This window comes from Halomonas sp. Cn5-12 (genome assembly GCF_021532545.1).
GTDB lineage: Bacteria > Pseudomonadota > Gammaproteobacteria > Pseudomonadales > Halomonadaceae > Vreelandella > Vreelandella aquamarina.
In genome coordinates this window covers 24724-38917 of sequence record NZ_JAKGAY010000014.1, presented here as the reverse complement: position 1 = coordinate 38917, position 14194 = coordinate 24724, and the positions used below count along the sequence as shown (strand labels likewise).

The following is a 14194-nucleotide window of genomic DNA, read 5'->3' as shown; positions in this document are numbered from 1 at the left end:
GCCGCAACCAAGCTTGAGTTACGGCCTTTACGTGTACGAGAAGCCCAATCAGTCCTCTTCGAACTCTGAAGAACTGAACCTCAGCACATTGCAGTTTTCCTTAATGGTTCGCTGCAATGACTCGTCGAAACCGTCCTTCTTTTTGGCCTCGATTTCGACCGAGATTGTCACCTCAACACCCAGTTGCGCTGTGAACTGCTGAACCACTTCATCCATGATGGTGGCAAAGTCCATTTTAGCCTTTACTGGATCCAGTGATGCGGTTCCATAAAAGTGTGTTTTTACCACTCCGGAACCACTGTTTCCGGCACCACCGGTATCGTCGATAACCCCGGGTGGAGTATTGACCGGAGAGCCGCCACCGCCTTGTGTGCCGCCGATTCCTCCAGTAACGCCCGTAGGGCTGCCCATGTCTACTCCGGGCTGAGGTTGGGGTTGCTGTGCCTGACGCTGCTTCTCAGCATAGGCGGCTGCCGCCTCACGTTCTATCAGCAGCGATGAATCGTCCAGTGGAGCAATGGATCCTCGCCCGAAGCTGAAGCCCAGGTAGCGGTCTCCTTCCTTTCCGGAGGCGTACGCAAAATAATCCTCAGTTTCTACACCCTGGCTGATGGCGTTGCGAAACACTTGGTCGTTGACCAACCGGGGCAGGTAGAGATAGTGACAACTGTCTTGCCAGACTTTCAGCGCACTGACTTCTGTCACACCACCCTTCAGGTACCAGTCATTGAGCACTTTGCGCAGGTGAATCGGCGACCATTCGTAGACCAGCCATTCTTCTTCACGCAGTTTATCCTCAATGTTCTGAATGAGATTCGGAGCTGTCGGCGGAATAGACACCACTTCCCAGTTCAACTCGGGGCGCCCCTTCACAAAATCCTCAACGGGTGCCAGAAGCCATTTCCAGGTTTCCCGGATGAGCTGGGTAAGCGATTGTTCTGCTCCGTCACGATTACGCTTGGCCTGGTTCAGATGCGACAGATCCTGATTGAGCGTGCCGCTTTCGATATCTGCCACGATTGAACGCCAGGCCAGGAAAATTCTGCCTTGCTCCTTCAAGCGGCTGACGACATCAAAATCCGGTGCCAGGAAGATCAGACGATTTTGTTTCTGGCGCGGTTGCTCGCCACGGTTGCGCAGAATCTTTTCTGCCTCGCCAAAGGCCTGGTTAGTCTCAGTGCGACTGTAACCAGCCTGAGTGGGCAGTACCACCAGACGAGGACCAGAACCGTAATCATCGGGCACATCCACGGACGGCGTGAACACATGAATGCCACCGAAGTGGTGATTTTTACCAAACGACCGATTCACGCGCTCTTTCAGCATGGGAGTCAGGTCATCGCGCTCACTGATATTCTGTTTGCGGCTTTCCATTTCCCGTCGCAGGTTGGGCTTGGTATCCAGCCAATAGCGATCCTGTTCGGCGTACAGATAGTGCAAACGATCCCGAAGCCGTTTGAGTACATCTTCAAACACACCGATAGTTTGTCCCGGTTGCACAGTGCCCAATAAAATTCGCTCGGCCTGAATGCCGCGTATCATCTGTTCCTGGCTGGAAGGGGCGCTGCCTAGAAAGATACTACGTGCAGTACGCCGGGCAGCCTGGACTCCGCCGAACAAAGTGTGGTGGCCATCAATGTCGGCGGGGATAGAGCGAGGGCCATCCACTTCTTTTTCAATAACCGGCTCCCACCCTTGGGGCAGATAGTGAATGCTCTTGTTGCGCACATTGGTGTCTTCCAGCGGCAACGAACCGGGCATGATAAGCGCGTCCCGATTGTCGGAGTTCCAAAGGCGATGAATCACAATGGCCATGTACTGAAGTACACCACGGGTTCGCTGGAATTTGTCCAGAGTGGACCAGTCTTCGTAAAGTCTATCGAATACCTCAGGGTGAATCGGGTAGGAAGAGCACAGTCGCTCAAAGTATTCGTTGGATTGGGTTTCCACCGGGAACTTATCCGCGTGCTTCCGGTAGAAGTCCGAAAATTGTCGGCTGATGCCTTCCACCTCAGCACGTTCTCCGGAGCTTTCGAACAGGCGGCGGCGCACAATTTCGAAAGCTTCACGGGAGCCCACGGGCTTCCACACAGACTCTACACGGGCAAAATATGTCTCCAGCGATTCCAGAGCGCGCTGGCCCATGGTGCCGCCCACCTCCAGCTCAGATTCTGGCAATGAGGCAAGAAGAATCGCATTAGGTACGGCCTTTAGCGCTTCCGTTAGCCCCTGAATAAAACTGATGTTACTGTCAAAAGTACCCGCTTTATATTGCTTGCCCAACTCCAGTTGCCGGGTAAACGCCACCAGCTCATCAATCAGGATTACGCAGGGCGCGGCGCGGCTTAACAGTTCTTTCAGCACTTCCTTGCCCGGCGATGTACCGTCCGCATCACTGTCGGCGACCAGGGAAAAGCCTTCTTCGCCAAGCAACTGCCAGGCCAGCTCGCCCCATAGGGTATTGACGGTTATAGAGCCGTAGGTCCGAGCCTGACTGGGCGACAGGCGAATACCATCAATCACCGCCATACGCGCTCGGGGTAACTCGCTGATACCCGCTTCATCCAGCACTGGGGGAATGCCCATCAGTTTGTCGGTGCTGACTTCACGGCTGGCCAGGTGGAATACGGCCAGCATGGTATGTGTTTTACCGCCACCGAATGCCGTTTGAAGCTGAATGACTGGATCACCACCATGACCTGCCAGACGCTGGGCCACGGAGATCAGCAAAAGGCGCATCCCCTCAGTTATATAGGTTCGTGAGAAAAACTTCTCGGCGTTCTGATACTCATCAGGCGCGGTTCCGCCGGCCACCTGAGATATGTCAGCGGCAAATTCGGATTGCTTGAAAGAGCCTTCCAGAACGTCTTTATGTGGGCGGGCGATCTCTCGCCATGGTTTCAAACTCATAGTATTATCCTGTGACCTGCCAGTGCATATCAGGCTTCAAACATGTCTGGTCGACGATGACCGGATGCGGGTCGACCGCCTTCAAAACCTGCTTTAGTTTCATAATCAGCTTTGAAGGGTCAACTGCTTGAGGGAATAGTTTGCTGGGCTTCCTCGGTTGCTCAAGATGCAATACGACCCTCAACCGGTTTTTCTTGAGAGCCTTTCGGGCACAAGCCCGCTCGCTTTGGTTATTTGCATTGGACTTTGCTGCGGCAAGTCCTGCAAGTGTGTCCCTGACTTTTAGCGCGACTTCATCGGCCAGATCGATGGCTTTGGTTCGCCGGTTGGCTCTGTAGTCTTTCACCTCAATTAACCAGGTCTTATCGTTGTCAATACAAATAAAGTCGATTGCCTTGGTGCCGCCGAAAGCACTGTTGAACTGGTTTCGATAGAATGCCCAACTGTCGTATTGGGCTGCCTCAAGTGGGTCTGGAAAGGTAAATGTTAAACGGCCCTCGTGGAACTGTCTCATGTCAGGGGTTTACCTCCATAAAGCGGTCAGACTGGGACAGCTCTTCATCTAGGAGAACAAGTGTATTCAGATCATCTACTCGATCACCTTGCTCCACTTCAACGCCGTTCGGTTCGGGCCTCAGAGCGAAGAAGCGATGCTTGATCTTTTTGAATTCACTGCTCTGAGAAAGTACCTCCAGCTCCCTGAGTAGGAACAGAGAGTGAGTTGCGATAAAGACCTGAATACCTTGCTGGCAGAGGTGATAGATCACACGTGCAACGAGCTTAATCAACTTGGGGTTCAGGTTCGTTTCGGGTTCATCCCAGAACAAATAGCCCTTATCTAATAGTGAACCCGTACTGATCAGGCGGGCGATCATTGCAAGCTTACGCAGACCCTCTGCCACCAGAGGCATCTCCATATTCCCTTTACCCGGCAGCTGAAGATAAAAACGGCCATTCTTATCGAGCACCACCTTGCCGCCCATCGCTTCTTCCAGTGGTTTCAGCAATTCGGCGGCCTGTTTTTCTCTGGGTCCTCGCAAGGCGAGCGCCCCCAGTAACAAGCATGTATCCCGGTAGGTTTCTTCAAACTCCAGATAATGATTTTCGTAAACGGATATGAAGTTTGGAAAGATTGTCAGCAGCTCTCGGGTAGGCAAAAAAACGGGTGCTTTTTCATGCCACTTTTTGGGCAGCTTATCGACCTGAACCTCTGATTTGCTCGACGTTGCGAAGCTCAACGCGCAGTTCAAGTTGGCGTCGTTGAACTGAAAAGATAATTCACATCGCTTCCGCCCCTGAATCCGACTGGCAAGACGCCCGAGTGACTCTGGCCGCATGACATGGACCAATTTATCGGCAATGGACTTTTGCAGCGCCACTTTGGTCGGTTCACCGGCGGTGGGCTTTTTCCCCTCCTCCGCACTATTGGCGATGACCGAGTAGGCCGCCTTGAGCAAATGGGACTTACCGCAGCCATTTTCACCAATCACCACGTTTAAACCAGAGGCGAATCTCAGCTCGGTATCAGTAAATACGGTAAAACCGTTTAAAGTAAGTTTGTTCAGCATAAGTGCCTCTTAAAAGTTCAGTCCGTGTTGTTCACCTTTGTGCCCCAAATCGTGGGAAGCGGCGACAATAGCGTGCCAGGAGCCGATCAGTTCATTGTAGGCGCGGGCTTCTTCGGCCCATTTCTTGCGCTCGCACAGGGTATACAGGTGGTAGGTCAGTTGGCGGATGGCTTCACCTTTTTCCGGCATTTTGGCCAGCAATTCACCGGCAGCGGATTCGCCTTGGTTGTTCAGACGACGGATCATTTGGTGGCAGGCTTCCCACACGGGCGTTCGAGCGTCCCTGGTGGGGTCCCAGTCGGATTCGTACTCGGACCATTTCAGCAGACGTACTTTGCCGCTCCCGGATTCGGCTACACCAGCGGCTTTGACGCCATCCACGCTGGTGCCCTTAGCACGGGCTAGGGTATCGGCTTCGCCGAACTGGCCATGGCTCCAACCGTACTGCTCAAACCAACTGGAGCAGAACTGGGTATCGGCATCGAAGCTGCCGGAATCTGGACTCAGATACTCGGTTATGGCGCGGTTGATCAGTACCAGGGCATCGTGAACGCTCATACGGGTGCCGTCCTGGTTTAGCACCGCTTCGTATTTGGAATAGATGGCCATTCCTGGGCCTATAGCGGCCTGAGCCAAATCCACCGGCGCAATGGGGGTTTGACCGGTCTGCCCGCCGATCATCGTTTCCAGGGCCTCGGGCATTTCTTCCCGCAGTTGACGTTGGAAGTCACGGCGGGAAATGGATTCGGCGTTGGTTTCGCGTTTGCGGCAGATCAGGATAATTGAGGATGCAAGCGCATTGGTGCCCGACCCAATCATGCGATTGGCCAGTTCGGTACGCATTGGCCAAGTGCCGTCGATAGAAAAGCCCGCCTGAATCACGGCCTCAAGAAATGTCACCCAGCCTGTGCTAGTGGTACTGCCGTCTTTCGTTTCAGATTGCTTGAATGCATAGTAAATCGAAACCGGGAATGCAGGATGGCCTAGCACTGCTAGGTTATGGATAGCGCGAGTCATGCCATCCATAAAAAAAGATTCAGCAACTTCTTTTCCACCATGGCGATATGGGGTAGCGACTAACTCTTCGGCTTTCGGAACAGCCATAGTTGCAAATAGAGACGGGTATATATTTCTTAGGGCGCGCCGCATCCAAACGTAAAAAAAATCGGATAGATCAGCATAGCCAATGTTGTCATAGTAAGGGGGGTCGGTAGATATCACCTTATTTTGAGAAACCGTTTGAGTTGCTGCGTCATTCTGGGTTATTGATCCACTTCTCAGGCACGGGAATTTATCCATTACCTTTGCAACTAGTATTGTGCTGCTGACAAAATTTCCCGACGCGTCGCCGAGAGGATTAGACTCTGAAAAGTCCCAAGTCATCGGAATCGCTTGGCGACTAAAAGTATTAATGATCCCGCTTTGCGTGGGAGTAGGGTCCCAGCGGGTTATTGTTGATCCTCGGTCTACCACTTTATCCAAGGCGAAAGTGAGGAATACAGCGAGAGCATCCCCATACGCTATAGCTCCTGCGCCGCCTTGAGCCAGGCCTTGGCCATCCGCCGGCAGGCCGGCGGCTTTGGCGTCGGCAATGGCTTTTACTCGGGCTTCCTGCACCAGATCGGAAAAGGTGGTTAAGGCCACCAGTTGGCGAGGAGTAAAAAGGTCACCAAAGGTATTGAGTCCGTAGTTTGGTGTTTTGAAGTCTCGTGGATTCACCGGCAATTTGTGCTCCGGTTTCCACTCGGGCTGCGCCGTCCGAGCAATCTTTATCATTTCTTCGGTCGGTGAGAGGTAAATTCTGCCTCGAGTCCCCTCAGCCACAATAGCCATCAGCCGTTCGCCCATTCGCCCCGCTTTACCTTCTGCCCTGACATACTTAAATGGCATAGCTGTCTGCGACATGATGCAAGTCGCGCCGGTGCGCTTTACCGTACCTTCAATTGCTCCGGCGGGTTGCTGCCCCATCCTGACTTCAAAGCTATAGTTGTCACCCTCTATAACCGGCTCTACCCAAGCCTCCCTGTCCTTTTTGGAGGACAGCACAAACGAGCGCACCAAGGGGACATCTACATCACTGAACGCGGGATTCGGGCTTCTCACCGTTCTGGCCCACAGCCAAGCGATCACAGTTAGTTCTTCGCCTTCATAGGCTTTCAGGTCGGGCCGCTCCGCGGCCATATCCGAAGTGATCTTGATTTTTGGGTACAAATGGCCAATGCGCTTGAAAGCCTTTTCGCGCATCCAGTGGCCATAGCGGCGCACGTCTTCAGCCAGGCCCTTGGCACCGGCCCAGTCTTCCATCATGTTCTGCTGCTTTTCGCCGTCCGGCAGCGGGCCAACTGGCGCCTGGCCTGCGAATTTGGGCGGGATTTCGATCATGGCTTTGTTGATCATCACCGCGACCGGGTTCAGGTCGCTGGCGTAACTTTCCAGCCCCAGGCGCTGGGCTTCCAGCGGAATGGCACCGCCCCCGGCAAAGGGGTCGTGAAAGGCGGGCAGCTTTTTGGGGTTGAACAGTTCGGCAGCCTGCGGATGGTTGCGGTTGAGTTGGCAGGTTTCCCGCCAGCTTTCCCAGATGGCTTCGCGGGCGCGGTTCAGCACTTCTTCGTTGTTGGTGTTTTCCCATTTCACCAGGTCGCGGATGATCTGAAACAGCTTTTCGCGCCTGAGCTCCGCCTCTTTCTTATTAACCCCATAGCCCAGCTCACGCTGGTAGCCGGGGTCATTGACCAATTGCGCAAACAGTACTGCCCGCGCAGCCGCCAAAGGACGCCGTGCCCACCACAGATGCAGAGTGCTGGGGTGGCCGTGGCGAATGGACTTTTCTCGCGCAGCGGCGGCGTTAATGTCATCCAGTGGCAACGCCACTTCGATAAGTTTTTTGGGTGATTTGATTTGCTGCATGGTCAACCTTGAAATCCAGTGTCAGTCAGGTACCGCTCAGCAGCCGTACCAAGGCAAAAACGAATAGTGGTAAAGAACGCAGGCCAGTGTTGTCGCAAGTAGCGATTGGCTAACTGGTACAAGCTCTGCTGAGGATTGACACCCTGTTCACGCAATCTTTTTTTGTTTCGTTCTATATCCCACACCATTCGGAGGCGAGCCTCACAAAGGCGGTCACAGTTTAAGTTCAGCATGTCGATGGTCTGTTGGACGAGTGAACGAGTGCAGGCGTGATGATTGCCCTCAAACTCGATGTCTGCGCATTGCTCGTCATCCGGCAGTAGCCGTCCGGTGCTTCTCTCTAGAAAAAAGAGACTCGGGAAGGCCGGCATCTCCTTTGGGTTTATAATCCAACCCTCGCATTGTTCGTGAAGGCGGCCGGACTGAATCATTTTGTCTTTGAATGCATCGCAGCTCAGATTTTCTTCAAGTGGCTCTAGCGTGTACGGTGATGTCTGATGACGTTGCGACCCGCCCATGCAGACAGCCAGCATATTTTCCCAGTCCAGCGCCCAGTTATGCGTGGCAGAGATGTCAGACTTGGGGTGGAAGTGCTCGACGCGGCATTTGAGCGGTTCGTTGTCATGAATGCCGACTTCGCAAAACGCACATAAGCCACCTTGCCCATCGTTGAGCGTGCGTCGAATAATTTCATAAGCTACTCGGCCCTCCCCATCACTACGCATTTGTTCCCACGAGTTCGAGGGGTATTTTCTCCGGAATTCAGTCAGCTCTTGCGGCTCGCCGGGAATTTTTACACGCTTCACTCGCCCAGCTCCCATTTACGATTTTCTATTTGAAGATCTGCTTCAAGCAGCGCAGGCTCCTGGCCTTGATATCGTTCATCCAGCAATTTCCTCAGCTCTAGTGCGCGAGGGCTATTCCATTGGTCTCGATCGACCAAAGACAGGTATTCCTTTAACTCCTTTGTAGCCTGGACTGCTGGAGGGCGGATTTCCTCTAGCCCAAGAACTTGCTTAAGCAGACGTTCTGGCTCAGCGCCTTCAGTGCCTGGTGGAGCGGCATAGACCTTATTGTTGCGGAGAATGCGAATGTGTTCAGATGCTACAGTGGTGAGCACTTGAGGGCTGTGTGTAGTCACGACAAACTGAATCGCTGGGAAAGCATCTTTCAGTTGCCCCAGCACTACTTGTTGCCATCGTGGGTGCAGGTGCATATCCACTTCATCAATCATGACGACTCCGGCGGTCTGTCTCGCTGCATTCACACCGAACTGGGGGTTAAGCTTGATACAGCGGAAGGCAATATCACCAACCATGGCGAGCATACTGCGAATACCATCGCTGAGTTGCTCTACGTCGAGAATACCCTGCTCGTCGTGGTGCAGAATCAGGGACTTCTCCCGGGTAACGCTGTATTCCAGCGTGTGCCAACCTGTGACAGGCTTCAAGAACGCGTCAATCGCCTGTTGTATAACCTGAATGCGATCCTGGGCATCCTGGAGGTCATCCGGTTGACCTTTGTGTTCTAGCTGTTTGATTTGCTGCTCACGATAACTTTCGAACGCCCATGTAAACCACTCTTTGAAATGCTTATAGGATGAAGCCGGGTCCAGACAGTTCAGGTAAGCGAAAGTGCGGACGTAGAAGTCATCCTCTTTGGTATCGTCCTTTCCTTTTGCCGTTTCGGTGAGTTTTTTCTGTTGCCAAAGCCGGCCCGTTCCGTAATAGCCAAACACAGGCAGTTCAACCTGTGAGGCTTGCTTTTCATCTCGGCTTTTGGCCTGCAATGTAGTAGCCCACTCTTTAAGCTGTTTGGCTGCGCCTTTGTCCTTTGTCTGTGTTGACTTGGCCTCTTTGTCACGATATCGCACCCAGGTAGTCGATTTGTCATTACCATAATCGCCAGCAATTGCTACTTCCGCCGGTAGTTGCCGAGCCATATCGCCGTGAGTCATCTTAATCAAACGAACATCGCCGATAGCAATGCCGTTACCGGAATCGGCCTTGGCATTTTTAGCGATATCAAAGCAACTAACAAACGGCCACAACCCAATACGGATTGCATCAAGCACCGCTGACTTACCCTGCCCATTCTCTGCAACCAAAACGGTAAGGTCCTCGTCGAGATCAAGTTCGACCTCGGAGAAACAGCGGAAATTTTTTAAACGCAGTTTATCGATTCTCATGCGTCTAACTCCTTTGGCTCTGCCTTCGATAGCAGATATTTGAGTTCATAATTAACCGAAGGCACGCCAAAATCCGGTTCGGTTGTAAATGGGTTCTTCACGTAAAACGGGCCATCGTGGCTGTCGCCGTCAACAATAACGATGGCGAGCCAGAACTTGTCGGCCTGATTGAGGGCGTACAGGATCTCGTTGCGGCTGACGGTGATGGTTTCCTGGCCTTTGGCGCGGCCTTTGACCTCGATATGCCGGTCAGGCAGCAATGAACCGTCCGGCTCCGCCGGGAGCCTGGCCGTAATATCCCAGCCGCATTTTTCAGCGGAGACATCCTTGACTGTATGCCCCAAAGCCATTTCATGATCCGTGACGGCCTTCATGGCCACCTGCTCGATGCGAGCGCGGGCCTGTGCATCGACTGTAAAGGTGGTTTCGCCCTTACGCATGGCTAGCAAACCCTGTGGGATAACCAAAGCACCACCAATCACGACCGGGGTGCTGGAGACCACGCTTTTCATGGCTTCCAGTTCCCGTTTGCGCTGGTTCAGGCGCTCGGTTAGCTCATCCACCCGGCGGCGGGCCATCTCTGGCTGCATGCGGGGCTGTTTGCCTGCGGTGACATCGTCGGTGAGTTTGATGTACCGGTCAGACCAGTAGCTGATTTCCTTCACCAGTCGCTCGTTTACGGCAGCCAGAACCTTGTCGGCTTGCGCCTCCCGACGGCTTTTAACTTCCTGATAGTGCTCCGGCACCAGATGCTGGGAGGCATGATTCAGGGCCAGGCCTTCGAGGTTGCCAGTGACCCAGGGGGCGTTCAGGATGTCTTGAACCAGCTTGTGGTCGTAGTCGTCGATGGGCTGTAAGTCGAGATGAGGCGCCCAGCCGGCATGGGTAGTATTGCCATGCTGATCAATCGCCACAAACTGCAGTCGGCGGGAGGCAACAGTGGACTTACCGCTGTCTTTGTCGCCGCCGTCGCTCATGCTCTCGCGAATGGTGTGATCCACCATAAACAGAATTTTTGGCTCAGTGCTCTCGTCGTTCGGATCTACAAGCACGGCACCCTGCTTGAGTTTGCTGCGGTGCGCCTGAAGAATCAGGTCCGTTGCAGCGTGCATCAGCGGATGACTTGGGTGGATTAAATCGGCCATGGGCTTGCCCGGCACCCGGACAAGCTGCTTTTCAAAACAGATTCGTTCGTACTTTTTCAGTACCGGAGTACGGCTCTCGCCAATAATACGGTCCCGCTCACGTATAGCTGCCGGTACATGGCGTACCTCGTAGCGACCTGCTTCTCTGGGGCGCATTTCTCCGCTCAGTGTCTGAAACGCCTCAGTGAAGAAAGCGCGGATGAAGTAGGGCTGGAGCTTGCGGGCTTCGGCCTTCTCCATCTCCTCTTTCACAGCGTAAAGGTCTTCCAGTGACATATGCTGCTCGACGAGGGCATTGCGGCGTAGGATTTCCTTCAGATGATCAGTATCCAGTGCCCCGTCAATCACCTGGTTGAGCTTGTCTTTCACCTCGGGCGACTCGCCATAGCGAATTGCCTCGATGAGCAGATCTTTCAGGGATTTGTTTTCGAAGGCTTCACCAAGAATATCGAAGACCTTGCCGCCCAGCGCCTGTTTTTCGATTTCCAGCTTGTCGAACAGCTTCTGAAATACATCGCCTTCCCGGGTTTCATTGGCGACCAGATTCCACAGATGGCAGACTTCGGTTTGTCCAATTCGATGAATGCGGCCAAAGCGCTGTTCCAGCCGGTTGGGGTTCCAGGGCAGGTCGTAATTGACCATAAGGCTGGCGTTTTGCAGGTTCACGCCTTCACCGGCAGCATCGGTCGCCACCAGTACCAGCACGTCTGGGTTGTTGCGGAACTCTTCCTGCGCTTTGCGCCTGGCGTCGCGGTTGGTACCGCCATGAATGGTTATGACGGCGCCGGGGTCACCCAGTAGCCCACTGATGCGTTGGACAAGGTAATTCAGTGTGTCCTTGTGCTCGGTAAAAATAATGAGTTTACGTCGGCTACCACCGGCGGTATACATCTCGGGCTGGTCTTGCAGCAGATGGGAAAGCTCTTCCCATTTTTTGTCGTTGCTCGACTGCACCACAGTCATTGCCTGGTATTCCAGGTCTTTCAGGATGACGATTTCGGCTTCCAGTTCCGGAATGGTTTCGGCGGCAGTGGCTTGATCAACCACCTGATCGACCACCATTTCGTACTCTTCAGCGCTCAGCTCTTCATCCATCTCATCGATGTTGTCAGGCACATCAATTTGTTTGGTGACCTGATATTCGCCCAGGGTTTCCGCCACGCCATTCCGGCCAGCCTTTTTAAGCCCTTCGCCCCGTGCAACCAGCTTCATTTCGTCCAAACGGGCTTCCAGGCGCTTACGGCGGCGTTTCAGCGACTGGTAAATGGCTTCGGGGCTAGAAGCCAGGCGGCGCTGGAGCTGAGTGAGGGCAAAGCCAACAGTGCCTTTACGCTTACCGTCAAGATTGTCCGCACGGTTCATTTCGTTGCGGACGTAGTTGGTCACTTCGGCATAAAGCTCGGCTTCGGCATCGGACAACTCATAGTTGGCGGTATAGGCCCGGCGTTCTGGGAAGAGAGGAGTACCATCGAACTTCAGCAGCTCTTCCTTGACCATACGACGCATCATGTCGGAGACATCGACCTTATGTGCGCCTTCTCGGAATTTGCCGTAGAAGCGGTCACCATCCAGCAGAGAGAGCCAGATCTGGAAGTCTTCTTCCTTGCCGTTGTGGGGCGTTGCGGTCATCAGTAGAAAGTGCCGGGTTATGGAGCCCAGCATTTCACCGAGTTGGAACCGCTTGGTTTTGTTGACCTTGTTGCCAAAGTAATTGGCTGAGAGCTTGTGTGCTTCGTCGACAATGATCAGGTCCCACTCGGTGTTCTTGAGCTTTTCCTGGAAATCTTCATTGCGGGAGAGCTGGTCCAGACGGCAGATAAGCTGGTTGGCTTCATCAAAGAAGTTGCCCGAGGCACATTGTTCCTGTTTTTCACGGCTGAAAATCTCGAACTGGACGCCAAATTTCTCCAGCAATTCATCCTGCCACTGTTCGGTGAGTCCGCCAGGAGAGACGATGAGGATCCGTTTGGCATCCGCACGCATGAGCAGCTCACGAATCAGCAAGCCAGCCATGATGGTTTTACCCGCCCCGGGGTCGTCTGCCAGTACGAAGCGCAGGGGCTGACGGGGCAGCATGGCCTCATACACTGCTGAAATCTGGTGCGGCAATGGCTCGACGTTGGATGTATGCACAGCCATCATGGGGTCGAACAACGCGGCTTGGGTGATACGGTAGGCTTCAAGGCCGAGCTTGAAGTCAGCCCCCGGAGCATCAAAGGCCCAAGGTCGGCCCGCTTCCGCTAGTTCCAGGCGTGCTTCGTCGGAACGGAAAAGCATCTGTTCGTTCAGGCGGCCCTGACTGTCCTTGTAGTAGATGGTGAGCGCATGCTCACCGACCGGTTCAGTTTGTACGACCCGGACAATTTCGCTGCCTTGGATGCCGCGAATTTGGGCGTCTTTTTTGATGTCTTCCAGTTTGATCATTCAACGTCTCCCCATTCCATGGTGGATATCACAGCCTGGTCCTTGGTGTGGACTTGGTCTGTCGATGGAGATTTAAAGCCAGGCGCAATGACCAGATTCTCGACGCCGTAGAGCGTTTGGTGATTACGCAGCCACAGATGGTACTCGGCACCCTTCAGGCCATGGTCTTCAGAACAGTCGATATTCCACCGCCGCAATACATAGCCAGCGACCGCTGCCCGCACCTGCACTTTCAGCATGCCCTGGTACATCCCGTATTCATACTCGATGGTTTCCGCATGCTTTAGTTGCGGGTGGGGTACCAGGTGCATTTCGACGATGCGGTTCCACTGGATATCCGCTTCTTTGGTTTCATGGCTGGGTAGCACTTTCCCAGCAATGAGCCTAGGTTTGGCGATGCGATTGATCACGAAGTCAGTAAAGCGCTCCCGCTTGCGATCATAAGCCCGCACATGCCAACGCAGACCGTTATCGACCAGGGCGAAGGGGACAATTTCCCGGCTTGTCTGTCCGCTGGAAAGGGAGCGGTACTGAACGTGCACCGCTTTTTTCTGATAAATGGCCCGACTGATGATCGAGAGAACATCCAACTGGGGCAGGTTTAGCTGTGTAGGAGTCTCGGCGGTAATCAGAGCGCGGTGGACGCCGACATAGTCGTCGCCAAGCCCATGACAGAGCGCAGCCAGAACCTGGCCTTGGGAGTAGTCAAATAGAGGGGTGAACTGTCCGGAGGCATTATAAATCTTGGCCTTGGTGTCGTACTCGAGATTGCCCGGGGCGAGTTCCTTGTAGAGTGACAGGTCGCGCGTGGCGGCAGCGGCCTTGACGCCAAAGCGGTTTACAAGGTCAGCGCGAGACACGGTGCCTAGAAACCGGAGCCGGAAGTCTATGTGAAACAGGCGCTCTTTCTGCGCCTGACTGACGTTGTCCAGATGGTTGCTGGTCATTTGGTTACCTGACGGAAATTTAGAGCTAAATTAGCACGATAGTAGAAATTGTGCCATATCAAATCTAATTTGAGCACGTATTGTGATCAAAATGAGGTTGACTGG

Annotated in this window: 8 protein-coding genes; all 8 read right to left on the bottom strand. The window is 53.7% G+C overall.

What is annotated here, in order from left to right:
• Positions 1-48: 48 nt before the first annotated feature.
• Genes L1249_RS09595 through L1249_RS09560 form a run of 8 tightly spaced genes read right to left on the bottom strand, consistent with a single transcriptional unit; the run spans position 49 to position 14089 of the window.
• Entirely contained in the window at positions 49-2910 is a 2862-nt protein-coding gene (locus L1249_RS09595; protein WP_044628625.1) for an ATP-binding protein, read from the bottom strand.
• A 4-nt stretch (positions 2911-2914) separates the two neighbouring features.
• On the bottom strand, positions 2915-3424 hold the full coding sequence (locus tag L1249_RS09590; protein WP_044628626.1) for a hypothetical protein: 510 nt from the start codon (positions 3422-3424) through the stop codon (positions 2915-2917).
• A gap of 1 nt (position 3425) precedes the next feature.
• Complete coding sequence (locus tag L1249_RS09585) at positions 3426-4478, bottom strand: AAA family ATPase (RefSeq protein ID WP_044628627.1); 1053 nt, start codon at positions 4476-4478, stop codon at positions 3426-3428.
• Positions 4479-4487: 9 nt separating this feature from the next.
• Positions 4488-7385, bottom strand: a complete 2898-nt coding sequence (locus tag L1249_RS09580; protein WP_172416702.1) for a DUF1156 domain-containing protein — start codon at positions 7383-7385, stop codon at positions 4488-4490.
• A 2-nt stretch (positions 7386-7387) separates the two neighbouring features.
• The gene (locus tag L1249_RS09575; RefSeq protein WP_170968118.1) at positions 7388-8191 is read right to left on the bottom strand and encodes a retron system putative HNH endonuclease; all 804 of its coding nucleotides are present in this window, start codon (positions 8189-8191) and stop codon (positions 7388-7390) included.
• Entirely contained in the window at positions 8188-9573 is a 1386-nt protein-coding gene (locus L1249_RS09570) for an AAA family ATPase (RefSeq protein WP_137094580.1), read from the bottom strand. The genes L1249_RS09575 and L1249_RS09570 overlap by 4 nt, the downstream gene beginning before the upstream one ends.
• Positions 9570-13142 carry a helicase-related protein gene (locus tag L1249_RS09565; RefSeq protein ID WP_172416701.1) on the bottom strand — a complete coding sequence of 1191 codons (3573 nt, stop codon included), beginning with the start codon at positions 13140-13142 and terminating at the stop codon, positions 9570-9572. The genes L1249_RS09570 and L1249_RS09565 overlap by 4 nt, the downstream gene beginning before the upstream one ends.
• Positions 13139-14089 (bottom strand): helix-turn-helix transcriptional regulator, encoded by a 951-nt coding sequence (locus L1249_RS09560; protein WP_137094576.1) that lies wholly within the window; start codon positions 14087-14089, stop codon positions 13139-13141. Before L1249_RS09560 ends, L1249_RS09565 begins: the two co-directional genes overlap by 4 nt.
• Positions 14090-14194 lie beyond the last annotated feature (105 nt).